General features: G+C 45.1%; 9 protein-coding genes. 4 read left to right on the top strand and 5 right to left on the bottom strand.

Annotation, left to right across the window (positions count from 1 at the left end):
- Nucleotides 1–63 precede the first annotated feature (63 nt).
- On the bottom strand, nt 64–2,169 hold the full coding sequence (gene recG / locus B4Q04_RS10500; RefSeq protein ID WP_088696757.1) for an ATP-dependent DNA helicase RecG: 2,106 nt from the start codon (nt 2,167–2,169) through the stop codon (nt 64–66).
- 78 nt (nt 2,170–2,247) lie between these two features.
- On the opposite strand from recG, the gene B4Q04_RS10495 reads away from it, so the two are divergent.
- Both B4Q04_RS10495 and B4Q04_RS10490 read left to right on the top strand, forming a co-directional pair.
- Complete coding sequence (locus tag B4Q04_RS10495; RefSeq protein WP_088696756.1) at nt 2,248–4,308, top strand: M1 family metallopeptidase; 2,061 nt, start codon at nt 2,248–2,250, stop codon at nt 4,306–4,308.
- A gap of 3 nt (nt 4,309–4,311) precedes the next feature.
- Nucleotides 4,312–5,232: a patatin family protein gene (locus tag B4Q04_RS10490; protein WP_013995873.1), complete on the top strand. Its 921-nt coding sequence runs from the start codon at nt 4,312–4,314 to the stop codon at nt 5,230–5,232.
- 66 nt (nt 5,233–5,298) lie between these two features.
- On the opposite strand, the gene B4Q04_RS10485 is transcribed toward B4Q04_RS10490, so the two are convergent.
- The 4 genes from B4Q04_RS10485 to B4Q04_RS10470 form a co-directional block, all read right to left on the bottom strand.
- Nucleotides 5,299–5,820 carry a hypothetical protein gene (locus B4Q04_RS10485; protein WP_013995872.1) on the bottom strand — a complete coding sequence of 174 codons (522 nt, stop codon included), beginning with the start codon at nt 5,818–5,820 and terminating at the stop codon, nt 5,299–5,301.
- Between the two features lie 75 nt (nt 5,821–5,895).
- On the bottom strand, nt 5,896–6,666 hold the full coding sequence (locus B4Q04_RS10480; protein WP_013995871.1) for a membrane protein: 771 nt from the start codon (nt 6,664–6,666) through the stop codon (nt 5,896–5,898).
- A gap of 68 nt (nt 6,667–6,734) precedes the next feature.
- Nucleotides 6,735–8,309, bottom strand: a complete 1,575-nt coding sequence (locus tag B4Q04_RS10475) for an FMN-binding glutamate synthase family protein (RefSeq protein ID WP_013995870.1) — start codon at nt 8,307–8,309, stop codon at nt 6,735–6,737.
- A 49-nt stretch (nt 8,310–8,358) separates the two neighbouring features.
- Nucleotides 8,359–9,636 carry an amidohydrolase gene (locus B4Q04_RS10470; RefSeq protein ID WP_088696755.1) on the bottom strand — a complete coding sequence of 426 codons (1,278 nt, stop codon included), beginning with the start codon at nt 9,634–9,636 and terminating at the stop codon, nt 8,359–8,361.
- 258 nt (nt 9,637–9,894) lie between these two features.
- On the opposite strand from B4Q04_RS10470, the gene B4Q04_RS10465 reads away from it, so the two are divergent.
- Nucleotides 9,895–11,757 (top strand): DNA topoisomerase IV subunit B, encoded by a 1,863-nt coding sequence (locus tag B4Q04_RS10465; RefSeq protein ID WP_013995868.1) that lies wholly within the window; start codon nt 9,895–9,897, stop codon nt 11,755–11,757.
- 25 nt (nt 11,758–11,782) lie between these two features.
- Complete coding sequence (locus B4Q04_RS10460) at nt 11,783–14,518, top strand: DNA gyrase/topoisomerase IV subunit A (protein ID WP_013995867.1); 2,736 nt, start codon at nt 11,783–11,785, stop codon at nt 14,516–14,518.
- Nucleotides 14,519–14,658: the final 140 nt, after the last annotated feature.

Here is a 14,658-nt window from a genome sequence, read left to right as displayed (position 1 = left end):
GGGGGCCATACTTTATAAGTGGGAAGATTAATAGTAGATACTGGCGTTATATGAAACGGAATGCTAGCTTATGTAATTCCAGATATTTTTGTATTTCGCCAGCTGGGCATAAGTGTGTCTAATGGCCATGTTTTCCGGTTTTTCAAGGCCAGGATCGTTTTTTAATAGTTGTATGGCGTGGTACCTGGCCGTTTTAAGAATATCATTGTCTTTTACGATATCGGCGATCTTTAAATTCAGTACGCCGCTTTGTTGGGTGCCCATGATGTCGCCAGGGCCACGTAACTTCATGTCGACCTCGGCAATTTCAAAGCCGTCGTTGGTATGTACCATGGTCTGTAATCGGGTTTTGGCTTCGGTAGATAATTTGTGCCCGGTCATAAGGATACAGAAACTCTGGTCGGCTCCCCGGCCCACACGACCCCGCAGCTGGTGGAGTTGTGATAGACCGAATCGTTCGGCGCTCTCTATGATCATCACAGAGGCATTGGGGACGTTTACGCCTACCTCTATAACCGTAGTGGCGACCATGATCTGGGTTTCTCCCTTTACGAAGCGTTCCATTTCATAGTCTTTGTCCGCCGGCTTCATTTGTCCGTGTACAATGGAAATCTGGTAATCGGGTAGGGGGAAGTCGCGCGCAATACTTTCGTATCCATCCATTAAATCTTTGTAGTCCAAGGCCTCTGACTCTTGAATGAGGGGGTATACGATATAGATTTGACGCCCTTTTTTTATTTCGTCCCGTATAAATTGAAAAACCTTTAAGCGGTTGCTGTCGTACCGATGTACGGTTTTTATGGGTTTTCTTCCTGGAGGCAGCTCGTCGATTATGGAAACATCCAAGTCGCCATAAAGGCTCATGGCCAAGGTACGGGGAATGGGCGTTGCCGTCATGATTAGTATGTGGGGTGGAATCTGGTTCTTGTGCCAAAGCTTGGATCGCTGTGCAACACCGAACCTATGCTGTTCGTCTACAATGGCGAGTCCTAAATTTTTAAATTTCACCTTGTCCTCCAGTAGGGCGTGGGTACCTATTATAATGTTGAGCTCGCCGCTTTCCAGTTTTTCGTGGATCGGACGCCGGTGTGCCTGTTTTACCGAGCCCGTCAATAGGGCGCAGTTGATGCCCGTACCTTCCAGAAGCTCTACGATACCGGTATAGTGTTGGTTCGCTAAAATTTCAGTGGGGGCCATAAGGCAGGCCTGAAAACCGTTGTCAATGGCCAGGAGCATGGTCATTACGGCGACTATGGTCTTTCCTGAGCCTACATCGCCCTGTAGAAGACGGTTCATTTGGGCATTGCTTCCTAAATCGGCCCGAATTTCCTTGATGACCCGCTTTTGGGCGCCCGTAAGCTCAAAAGGCAAGTGGTTTTTGTAAAAATCGTTAAAAAGCACTCCTACTTGGTCAAAGTTAAAGCCCTTTATTTTTTGCTTGTGCAGCATGTTTTTGGCAATCAATTGAAGCTGAATGTAGAACAGCTCTTCGAACTTTAATCGGAATTGGGCCTTGGCCAATAGCTCTTGGTTCTTTGGAAAATGAATATTGAACAGGGCTTCGCTCTTGGGGATAAGCTTTAGCTCGAACATCAATTTTTCCGAAAGGGTCTCGGTAAACTTTCCCTTGGTTTCAATGAATATTTGTTGTACCAGTTTGCTTATTACCCGGTTGGTAATTCCTTTGTTGTTGAGTTTTTCGGTTGATGGATACACGGGTTGCATCAACACCTTAAGGCCTTGCTCATGGTCTTTTAAAAGTTCCATTTCAGGGTGGGGCATAGAAAACTTGCCATTGAACCAATTGCATTTTCCGAAAATCACATATGGGGTGTTCAGCTTTAAATTTTCCCTGATCCATTTTTGTCCCCTGAACCACACCAGCTCCATCTCGCCGGTCTCATCGACAAAACTGGCAACAAGGCGTTTGCCCTTTTTTTGCTCCACGGTTTTGATGTGCACCACCTTTCCGATAATCTGCACATCTGCATTGCTGCGCTGCAGTTGGCCTATCTTGTAATAACGGGTTTTGTCTATATAACGGTTGGGAAAAAGATTTAGTAAATCTTGAAACGTATGTATACCCAATTCAGACTGCAAGGTTTGGGCCCGATTGGGGCCTACACCTTTTAGGTATACAATAGGTGTCTGAAGTGAATTAGCGTTCATGGGACTAAAATAGGTGATAGGTGCAATTGCGACAAACTAAAACATTAAATTTGGTCTACTATTTGTTCTTAAAATTTCATGAGATACTTTTTATTACTTCTTTTTTTCGGTTTTGTTTCTTTTTCCTTTGGGCAGCATCAAGATAAGGTCGACTTTGTTCGTGCCGATGTATATATAGAACCCGTTCCTTTGAATAAAGAGATCATAGGGAGGGTGGTCTATCGATTTAAGGTGCTTCAAAATGTAGATTCGGTCTTTCTCGATGCCAAGGATATGAGGTTTGAAAAAGTAGAGATGAACGGTAAGCAAGTCGATTTCATTGCAACCGATAAGACGATTTCCATTCGTAAAAAACTAAAAAAGGATACATCCCACGAGCTTACGATAGCCTATGTGGCCAAACCAAGGCAAACCGTTTACTTTTTGGGCTGGGGCGATAAAATAGAAGGGAACGAACAGGTGTGGACGCAAGGTCAGGGCAAGTACACCAGTCATTGGCTGCCTAGTTTTGACGATATGAACGAAAAGGTCGAGTTCGACTTGGCTATTCAGGCGAATCAAACCTACGAGGTAATTGCAAATGGTAAGTTGCTGTCGGTCTCTAAGGGCGAGAACGGTAGGCCTGTGTGGCTTTTCGATATGGAAAACCCCATGAGTAGCTATCTCTTGGCTTTTGCCATCGGCCATTATAGCAAGAAAGAACTGAGCTCTTCAACGGGAGTTCCCATTCTAAATTATTTCTATCCGCAGGATAGTGCAAGGGTTGAACCTACTTATCGCCATACCCGACGGATTTTTGATTTTTTAGAGGATGAAATAGGGGTTTCCTACCCTTGGCAGGATTACAAGCAGATTCCGGTTCGGGACTTTCTTTACGCAGGGATGGAAAATACGGGGGCCACGATTTTTTCCGATGGATATGTCATAGATGCTACGGCCTTTGTAGATAAGAACTACGTCAATGTCAATGCCCACGAATTGGCGCACCAGTGGTTCGGTAATTTGGTTACTGAAAAAGACGGAAGCCATCATTGGTTGCAAGAGGGCTTTGCTACCTACTATGCCTATTTGGCCGAAAAGGAAATTTTTGGTGATGACCATTTCTATTGGAAACTATTCGATACGGCCAAGGAACTTCATGAAATCAGCGAAGGCGGCAAGGGGCAAGCCTTGGTCGACCCTAAAGCCAGTAGCGCCACGTTTTACGAAAAGGGGGCTTGGGCCTTGGTGATGCTCAGGGAATTGGTAGGGGATAAGCCTTTTAAAAAAGGAGTTTCCGATTATTTGAACACCCATCGATTTAAAAATGTAACAATCGACGATTTCTTAAGGGAAATGGAACGGGCGTCAGCCGTAAACTTAGAGGGGTTTAGGGTAAAATGGTTAGAGTCCTCCGAATTTCCATGGGACGAGGCCAAGACCTACCTTATGGATAAAAACGAAGCCCTGTCCGCCTTTCTTGGATCGGGACACGAACTGAAGGATTTGGAAAAGGAATTACAGGCGGAAAGGCCGGTACAGTACAAAGAAGCCCTGGTAGATGAACTGGCCCAAGAGATTTTAGGCAAAGATCGGTTTGCCCCTTTGTTCGATCATCCTCAGTTAAAAGTCCGCCAAAAAGCTATTCAGCTGATCGACCAAATTTCAAGTATCCATAAGGAAAGTGCGGAAAAATTATTGGACGATACGAGTTATATAACCCAAGAGTTGGCCCTGTTCAAGCTTTGGTCGTCTTTTCCCGAGAGCCGTAAGGCCTATTTGGATGCGACGAAGGAAGTGATCGGCCTACCGAACAAGAACGTCCGCTTACTGTGGTTGTTCCTTGCCGTGGCTACTGATGGATATGAGGCGGAAAACACCCGGAAATACTTTGCGGAATTGACCGCTTACACTTCGCCCGAGCAGGGTTGGGAAGTGCGCATCGGAGCTTTTCAGTATTTGCGGGAAATAGGTTTTACCGATGAGGGACTGGCCAATCTTATAAATGCTACAAACCATCACTCTTGGCAATTTAAAAAGTATGCACGGGGCCTAATCGGTCAACTTTTGGAAGATCAAGAGTATAAAACCCGTATTGAAAAATTGGTAGGGAAACTAAACCAAGAGGAAACACGTTATATTAGCACCAAACTAAACTAAATCATGAGGGCATTGGTCATATCGGGCGGAGGTAGTAAAGGCGCTTTTGCAGGAGGCGTAGCGCAATACCTTATGGAGGAACTCCATCACAAGTACGACCTGTTTTTGGGAACGTCTACGGGCAGTTTGCTTATTTCGCATCTGGCCCTTCAGAAAATCGAAAAGATCAAGGAGGTGTATACCTCGGTGAACCAGCACAGTATTTTTAGCAATTGCCCCTTTACCATACAAAAGAAGCACGGGGTACACACGATCGGTATCGATCACTGGAATGTGCTAAAGAATTTTTATAAGGGAAGGAAGACCTTCGGGGAAAGCCGAAATCTTTTAAAACTGATTAAAAGGACCTTGACGGTAGAGGAGTTTGAAATTTTAAAGCAGGGCCCAAAGGAAATTATTGCAACGGTCTCCAATCTTTCCCTAAATCAAGTGGAATACAAGAGTATAAACGACTACAGTTACGAAGAGTTCTGTGAGTGGATATGGATTTCGTGCAACTACACCCCGTTTATGAGTTTGGTGCGCAAGAACGGCTGTGAATATGCCGATGGCGGCCTTGGGAATATGGTGCCGATAGAGGAAGCCATAAAACGAGGGGCCAAAGAGGTCGATGTCATTGTTTTGCAGACCGAGGTGAGCCATCTGAACCGCTTGCCGTCACGTAATGCCTTTTCCTTGCTTACCACCATGTTCGAATATATGCTTGATCGTATCGAGCATCAAAATATAAGGATCGGTAAATACGTCGCCAAGCATAACGATGCCATTATCAATTTTTATTATACCCCGACCGTGCTCACTACAAATTCCCTTATTTTCGATAAGGAAAAAATGACGGTCTGGTGGGAGAGTGGCTATAATTTCGCAAAATACAAGAATACGGAACTCAACCAGATCGAGCCCGAAAAAGGCGAAGTGTTATAAAAAAAAGACCACTGAACAAAAAAATGCCCAGTGGTCAACTATTAGATTGAAAGGATACTAATTAATTTACTCCCAAAGGTATTTGATCTCTTTCTTTATAAAAGAGAGTGCGGTACCAGAAGGTGATTGTTTTTCCATCGTTTCCGTTAAGATGTCTTCCCGTAGTTTGTCGGCCGATTCGGTTTCGCTCATGGCCGCTTTTCTGATCATTTGTACCGTAGCGCTTTTTGCCGCCTTGATAACGTTCCAACACTCATCGCTCATGTATATCTGTTGTGATAGATTGTGTTCGAACTCGGTCTCTATGCTTTTGATCAGCAAACTCTCGTAGGCATTTTTATCGGATGATTTTGGAGCCACGCGAACCACGAGGCTCGGTATGGCGATGCGCTCAAGAAAAAGGGCCATACGTTCATAGGCTTGTAAGCGAACCGGAATAGTGTTCTTCTGCGAGTCTTTGTGCAAAAGAAATCGTCTACGTCCTTCTTCGTTCTTGGTGTGCATCTTAAAAAAGTAAAAGGCCACAACGCCAGTGACTACCGCCGGTAATAAAAAACCGAACATTTGTAAAATTCCTTCTCCAGACATGTTTTTGGTATTTGGTTAATTTGGGTATTAGAACGGAGGATTTTAGCAAAAAGTATATGACGTTTCGTATAACTTTTAGTTCTTCATGTGCTCTCTGACCATCAGGTAAAACTTGTCGAATTCAGGGTGGATGTTTACTTGAACCCCTTCTTTTAGGTTTCCGTCGCGTCCAAGGGCCTTAATGCGCTCTGCGGGGATATTGAACTTGCTTTGAAGCAATGTAGCCAATGCTACGGCTTGTTTGGCCGGGGTTTCGAGGTCTCCGGTCATGCTAAGGCCTTCAATGGTCACCGCTGTAGTGGGATTGGCATTCAAGATGTTCGCTATTTTTTCAACCCAAGCTTCCGCCTGTGGGGTCGGGGTCGTTCCTGTGTCACTTCCAAAGAGGCTGGCGAGGTCCGACGAAATGACCACGGCGCCTTCGGAAACACCGATTTTGGCATTCTCGCCCATAGTCTGTTTTACATTGGTAAGCACTACTATGGTAGTGGAATCGTTCGTAGCGATTGCATCCTTGATGGCCTTTAATTGTCTTTCCTTGGCTTCGAGGCTTTCCATGGCGCTGTTTACAATATTCGAGTTTTTGTTCGATACCTCGGCAAAACTGTTTAGGTTTTTCATGAGGGTATTGTTCGCGTCTTGAAGCTCGGTTACCTGTGATTCGAAGGATTCGGCCTTGGCTACGGCCACTTTCTCGTTCTTTCTGGCGTCGAATATCTCGGCGTTCACAGAGTCTAACTGGGACTTTAATTGGTCGATTTCGGCTAAAAGATCACTTTTTCTCTGGGCTTGTAACGATATACAGGTACATGCGATAAGGCCAAGGGCAAGTAGGGATTTTTTCATGAATTACACTGATTAATTATTTTGTTAATATGATTTGGAAATACTAAATAACCGTAAACAAATGTATATTATTCTTTGGTGTTTTCACAATGCTTTCCACCTAAGTAAATACAATCGTATAGTTTTTGCATATTCTCGAACGGTACTTTTGTCTTGTTATATCCGTAGGCAGAGGCCAAACTACGGCTTAGGTCGTTGTCGTCGACGTTCAGTTGGATGTCGTCCATAGTGTATTGACAAGGGTGTTCGTATCCCGAAGCGTGGGTGATTTCCAGGAACTCTTTTCTAAAGGTCATAAAATACTGTGCCAAGCGGTCGGACTTTAACGGTATGTCAATGCCTTTTTGCAGCCACTTGTTTTGGGTGGCCACCCCTGCTGGGCAGCGGTTGGTATGGCAGACTTGCGCCTGAATACAGCCAATGCTCATCATGGCTTCACGGGCCACGTTGATACAGTCTACGCCCATGGCAAAGGCCATGGCGGCCTTGGCGGGAAAACCGAGTTTCCCGCTGCCGATAAATACGATGCGGTCGGTGAGCTTGCGCTTGAGGAATACCTTGTAAAGGCTTGAAAATCCGTATACCCAAGGCAAGGACACATGGTCGGCGAACGATGGGGGAGCGGCGCCCGTTCCGCCTTCCCCACCGTCAACGGTGATAAAATCGGGACCTTTGCCCGTTTTTTCCATTAAATCGGCCAGTTCTTCCCATTGGTCCAATTTCCCGATGGCTCCCTTGACGCCTACGGGCAATCCGGTTTCTTCCGCGATGTCCTCGATAAGCTGTAGAAGTTCCGTTACGTTGTTGAACGCCTTATGGGTGGCGGGCGAGAGTACGTCCTTGCCAACTTCCACACCGCGTATATCGGCGAGTTCCTGGGTTATCTTGGCTCCGGGCAATACACCGCCTTTTCCCGGTTTGGCCCCCTGTGATAATTTGATTTCTATGGCTTTTATACTGGGGTTTTCCTCTACGAGTTTTTTCATTTTTTCCATGGAAAAATTACCATCAGGCGTACGTACACCAAAATAGCCCGTTCCAAAATGGAAAATGACATCGCCGCCCTGCTTGTGGTAAGATGAAAGTCCGCCTTCGCCGGTATTGTGATAGGCGCCCGACTTGGCCACCCCTTTGTTCATCGCTTCAATGGCCGCGGCCGATAATGAACCAAAACTCATTGCCGATACGTTGATGATGGACTTGGGCCGAAAAGGCTTCCGTCTGTTGTTGTAGGCGCCCATGACCTTGGCGCAGGGAACAAAGGTTTTGTCGATGGCATTGATATGGCCTTCGGGAACCTTGTAGGCCATCATCTGGTTCTTTACGAAAATGTGCTGATGGGCGTAGATGTCCCGATCGGTACCAAAGCCTTCGTAGTTGTTCTCTTTTTTGGCGGAAGCGTATATCCATCCTCTTTCGATACGGTTGAAAGGAAGTTCTTCACGGTTATTGGCCACAAAATATTGACGCATTTCGGGCCCTATGCTTTCGAGCCAATAACGTAAATGTCCGACAATCGGAAAATTGTGTGAAATGGTGTGGGAACGTTGAAAAAATATGTCGCGAATACTCACTAAAACAAGAATGATCAAAAGCCATCCCCACCAAGGAATGGCCTGTAAAGTGTCGAGAATTTGGCTCATAAGTAGTAACGGTGTGTTTAAATTGATAATTTAAGTTGAGTGTTTTAAGTTATTGCTTGTTAAGATAATCGATACTTATTTCCGTCAAGGCTTTAACACCTAGTAGCAAACCACTATCATCAATGATGAAATCGGGGGTGTGGTGTGGAAACGACGCTGTATTTCCAGGGGTCATTCCTCCTAAAAAGAAAAAGAACCCAGGGACTTCCTTTTGGAAATAAGAGAAATCTTCAGCTCCTGTAACGGCTTTTTGGGTCTGTACATTGTGTTCGCCCGCCACTCTGTTCAAGGTGGGGAGCATTTGTGTGACCAGGTCGGGGTCGTTGTAAGTGATTTCCGTTGCATCTACAATTTCAATGGTGGCATCACCGCCATAGGCCTTTGCGATAGCGGGCACCATTTCTTCCATACGTTTGTTGATAAAGCTTTTCATGTCGTAATCAAGCGTACGTATGGTGCCGATCATTTCAGCATCTTCCGGAATGATGTTGAAGCGAACACCGCTTGTGATCTTTCCTACGGTGATAACGGCTGCCTCGTTGGTGAGTTCGGCTTCACGGCTGATAATGGTCTGTAGTCCGTCGATGATCTTGGCACTGATCAATATGGGGTCGACTCCCGACCAGGGGCGGGCGCCGTGGCTTTGTTTTCCTTTTACCTTGATGGTGAATTTTTGCGCGGCGGCCATGGTTCCTCCGGATTTATAGCGGATGACGCCAACGGGTGTTTGGGAGTTGATATGGAGTCCGAAAATGGCATCGACATCGGGATTTTTTAACACACCTTCCTTGACCATGAGTAGGGCGCCGCCTTCTTCCCCTGGAGGGGGACCTTCTTCTGCAGGTTGAAAAATGAATTTTACGGTCCCCTTTATTTTGTCGGTATGTTTGGAAAGGATTTCCGCAACGCCCATGAGGATGGCGGTATGGGTGTCGTGTCCGCAAGCGTGCATGACAGGGACTTGCTCTCCTTTAAAATCGGCGGTTACGGTGGATTTAAAAGGGAGGTTGTTCCGTTCAAGAACGGGAAGGGCGTCAATATCGGCCCGCAAGGCCACTACCTTGCCTGGTTTTTTCCCTCGTAGAATACCGACAACCCCGGTATGGGCCACCCCGGTCTGCACTTCTATGCCTAAAGCGGTCAGGTGTTCCGCTATTTTTTCGGTCGTTTTAAACTCGCGATTGGAGAGTTCGGGGTTTTGGTGGATTTCCCTCCGCCATTCGATGACCTTGCTTTCGATCGCTTTGTAGTCCTTCTCGAACTTTTGGGCCAAGGTCGGAAGGGTGAGTCCAAAATAGAGCAATAGGCCTATAAACAGTTTTTTCATTAGATAAAGGGTTTTGTCGGTAATATTTTTTACTGTGATTTATTTTGAAAGAAGCTTTTTGTTATAAAAAGTCCGAAAGAGGCTATATTTCTGATTTTCTGTTTAAAATACCCCTTCTAAAGCGCAAAATTTGACATAATTGGTGAATATATCAACAAAAAGAATAAATTCATTGTTAATTACTTTAACACTTTGGGGTTTTATCTTTTTAATTGTCGTATTATCTTTAGCGATACTTTAGTTCCAAACCCCTGATTTATGTCCGATAATTCCCAGTACACAGAAGACAATATCCGTTCACTCGATTGGAAAGAGCATATTCGACTGCGACCTGGTATGTATATCGGTAAGTTGGGCGATGGCTCATCTGCCGATGATGGTATATATATATTATTAAAAGAGACCATTGACAACTGTATCGATGAGTTTGTAATGGGGGCGGGTAAGACCGTAGAGATTTCCATTCAAGGGGAACGTGTGATCGTTCGCGATTACGGTCGTGGTATTCCTTTAGGTAAGGTGGTGGATGTGGTTTCAAAAATGAACACCGGTGGTAAGTACGATTCGCGGGCCTTTAAAAAGTCCGTTGGTCTGAACGGTGTAGGTACCAAGGCGGTAAATGCCCTTTCGAGTTATTTCCGTGTAGAAAGTACGAGGGACGGAAAATCAAAGTCCGCCGAATTTAAGACCGGGGAACTACAGAACGAGGAACTGCTAGAGGAAACCACCAGACGTAGGGGGACCAAGGTTACCTTTATTCCTGACGAGACCATATTCAAGAAATTCAAGTATAGAAACGAATACGTTGAGCGCATGCTCAAAAACTACGTCTACCTCAATCCGGGGTTGACCATAGTTTTTAATGGGGAAAAATTTCACTCCGAGAACGGTCTAAAGGATTTGTTGGAAGACAATAACAACGCCGAAGACATCCTTTATCCGGTCATCCACCTTAAGGGGGAAGATATCGAAGTGGCCATTACACACAGTAAGACCCAATATAGCGAGGAGTACCATTCTTTCGTAAACGGACAGCATACGACCCAGGGTGGTACGCACCAAGCGGCCTTCCGTGAGGCCTTGGTTAAGACCATTCGCGATTTTTACGGAAAGAATTACGATGCGTCCGATGTTCGAAAATCGATTATTTCGGCGATTTCCATCAAGGTGATGGAGCCTGTTTTTGAAAGTCAGACCAAAACCAAGCTGGGGTCAACGGAAATGGGAGGAAATTTCCCTACGGTACGTACCTATATCAATGATTTTATCGGGACACATCTCGATAACTACCTGCATAAGAACCCTGAAACGGCCGATAAGCTTCAGCGTAAGATCATGATGGCCGAAAAGGAAAGAAAGGAACTTTCCGGTATTCGGAAGCTGGCGCGTGACCGGGCGAAAAAGGCTAGTTTGCACAATAAGAAGTTGAGGGATTGTCGCGTACACTTGGGCGACATGAAAAACGACCGCCGTTTAGAGAGCACCTTGTTCATTACCGAGGGGGATTCCGCTTCGGGGTCCATTACCAAATCAAGGGACGTGAATACGCAGGCCGTATTCAGTCTTCGTGGTAAGCCCTTGAACTCCTACGGCATGTCAAAGAAAATCGTTTATGAAAACGAGGAGTTCAATTTGTTGCAGGCGGCATTGAATATTGAGGAGTCGATGGAAGATTTGCGATATAACAATATTGTAATCGCTACGGATGCCGATGTGGATGGTATGCACATTCGCCTACTTTTGATCACTTTCTTCCTGCAATTCTTTCCCGAGTTGATAAAAGAAAATCATTTGTATATTTTGCAAACCCCATTGTTCCGTGTCAGGAACAAGAAGGAGACCATATATTGCTATAGTGAGGAAGAGCGAAAAAATGCAATTCAAAAATTGACCGGTAAAGCTGAAATAACACGCTTTAAAGGTTTGGGTGAAATATCTCCCGATGAGTTCAAGCATTTTATCGGGGGTGATATTCGCTTGGAGCCCGTTATGCTCGACAAGGCTATGTCCATAGAGCAATTATTGAGTTTTTACATGGGCAAGAATACGCCCGACCGACAAGAATTCATCATAGAAAACCTTAAAGTAGAGGTTGACCTTGTAGAAGAAAATCAATTATAAACCAAAGAAATACGATTTTTTCTGAATGGAGGAAAATGACGAACTGAACGAAGCTAACAATCAGAATTCGCCTGAAGGCCAATCGGAGCAATCCGCCGAAGAAGGCCAGGGGCAAGTCAATGATTCGGAGGTAACGGATGGAGAAGACCAGGGACAGGATGACGCGCTTACGCGGGTTACCGGAATGTACAAGGACTGGTTTTTGGATTATGCATCTTATGTGATATTAGAGCGCGCAGTGCCGGCCATAGAAGATGGCTTTAAGCCTGTGCAACGGCGTATCATGCATTCTTTAAAAGATCTTGATGACGGTCGTTACAATAAGGTGGCCAACGTGGTAGGGCATACGATGCAGTACCACCCGCACGGTGATGCCAGTATTGCCGATGCCATGGTGCAGATCGGGCAAAAAGACCTTTTGATAGATACCCAGGGTAACTGGGGAAATATTTTAACGGGTGACCGTGCAGCGGCCTCGCGATATATTGAGGCGCGATTGTCGAAATTTGCCTTAGAGGTAGTTTTTAGTCCGAAAATCACCGAATGGCAGCTGTCATACGATGGTAGAAAAAAAGAACCGGTAAACCTTCCGGTAAAGTTTCCCTTGCTTTTGGCGCAAGGGGCAGAAGGTATTGCAGTAGGACTTTCGACCAAGATATTGCCGCATAACTTTATCGAGTTGATAGATGCCTCTATCAAGCACTTAAAGGGGCAGCGCTTCAAGTTGTTTCCTGATTTTCCAACAGCGGGAATTATAGATGTATCCAATTACAACGACGGGCTCCGTGGAGGAAAGATCCGGGTACGGGCCAAGATTGCACAGCAGTCGAAATCTACCTTGATTATAAGTGAGATACCCTATGGGACCAATACTTCTTCTTTAATCGATTCTATTCTTAAGGCAAATGAAAAAGGGAAGATAAAGGTCAAGAAAATTGAAGACAATACCGCTGCCGAGGTAGAGATATTGGTGCATCTGCCACCGGGTATCTCGCCCGACAAGACGATTGACGCCTTGTACGCCTTTACGGCATGTGAATCTTCGATTTCGCCCTTGGGCTGTATTATCGAAGACAATAAGCCTCTGTTTATAGGGGTGACGGAAATGCTGCGTCGTTCTACGGATGCTACGGTGGAATTGCTTCGACAGGAACTTGAGATCCAACTTTCGGAATTAGAGGAGCAATGGCATTTTGCCTCTCTGGAAAGAATATTTATAGAAAACCGTATTTACCGCGATATTGAAGAAGAAGAGACGTGGGAAGGGGTTATTGCGGCAATCGATAAGGGGCTTGCTCCGTATACGAAGCATTTAAGGCGTGCGGTGACCGAGGAAGATATTGTTCGCTTGACCGAAATCCGTATTAAACGGATTTCAAAATTCGATTTAGATAAGGCACAACAACACCTTGATAATCTGGAAGAAAGGATTGCGGAAGTAAAACATCATTTAGAGCATCTGACGGATTATGCCATCGCTTATTTCCAAAGATTGAAGGATACCTATGGTGAAGGGCGTGAGCGTAAATCTGAAATACGTCTTTTTGATGATATTGAGGCGACCAAGGTGGTCATTCGAAATACAAAACTATATGTAAATCGTGAGGAGGGCTTTGTGGGAACCTCGTTAAAACGCGATGAGTACGTTACCGATTGTAGTGATATCGATGATATTATCGCTTTTACCCAAGATGGAAAGATGATGGTATTTAAGGTCGATTCAAAGACTTTTGTGGGCAAGGGGATAATTTACGTGGCGGTATTTAAGAAAAAGGATAAGCGTACGGTGTACAATATGATCTATAGGGATGGCAAAGGCGGTCCGACCTATATTAAGCGCTTTAATGTGACCAGTATTACCCGAGACAAGCATTATGAGATGGGCCGGGGGAAACCGGGCACTTTGGTGCATTATTTTTCGGGCAACCCTAACGGGGAGGCCGAAGTGGTAACGGTGAACCTGCGCCATGTGGGAAGCATTAAGAAACTGAGATGGGATATTGATTTTGCCGATATCATGATCAAGGGACGGGCTTCGAAAGGCAATATCGTGACCAAATATGCCGTAAAACGCATCGATTTAAAAGAAAAGGGACTTTCTACCCTAAAACCACGAAAATTATGGTTCGATGAAACGGTGCAGCGTTTGAATATGGATGAACGTGGGGAGTTTTTGGGTGAATTCACTAGCGAGGACCGATTGTTGATCGTTAATCAGACCGGTCTTGTGAAAACCGTAATTCCGGAATTGACCCTCCATTTCGATGAAGATATCGTTGTTCTTGAGAAGTGGATTCCAAAAAAGCCTTTGTCTGTAGTGTACTGGGAAGGGGATAAGGAGCTGTATTATGTAAAACGCTTTCTGATAGAACACCCCGACAGGGAAGAGAATGTGTTGACCGACCATCCAAAATCGCATCTTGAGATATTCAGTACCGATTATAGGCCGATGGTCGAGGTGATTTACGCGAAAAAGCGTGGTCAGGAAAGAAAAGAGAATTGGTTGGTAAATCTAGAGGAGTTTATTTCCATTAAGGGAATAGGGGCCATGGGGAATCAGTTGACCAAGGAAAAGGTCTTGGAAATCAATGTTTTGGATCCTTTGCCATATGAAGAGCCCGAGCCTCAAAAAACCGAGGATATCGAGGTGGTTGACGAGGAAAGCTTAGGGGGTAATGCCGGAGCAAAGACAGATGGACCGACCGATCCAAAATCGGATAAAGGAGGCGATGACGATGTGCAGACCTCTTTGTTCGAGTAATTTTCGATGATAAAACCGTGTCGAGGAAGGTTTGTTGAAATGACGGAAATTTTTGGAAAAAAAATAAAAAATCGAATAAATTGTTCAATATCGGCGCTTGAAAAAGCGTCGATAAAGGCTTGGGCATTTTATTTCTAAAT

Origin of the sequence: Zobellia sp. OII3 (assembly GCF_002211465.1) — a bacterium.
In the GTDB taxonomy this organism is placed as follows: Bacteria; Bacteroidota; Bacteroidia; order Flavobacteriales; family Flavobacteriaceae; genus Zobellia; species Zobellia galactanivorans.
The sequence above is the reverse complement of the archived record's forward strand: the minus strand, read 5'-3'. Positions and strand labels throughout refer to the sequence as shown.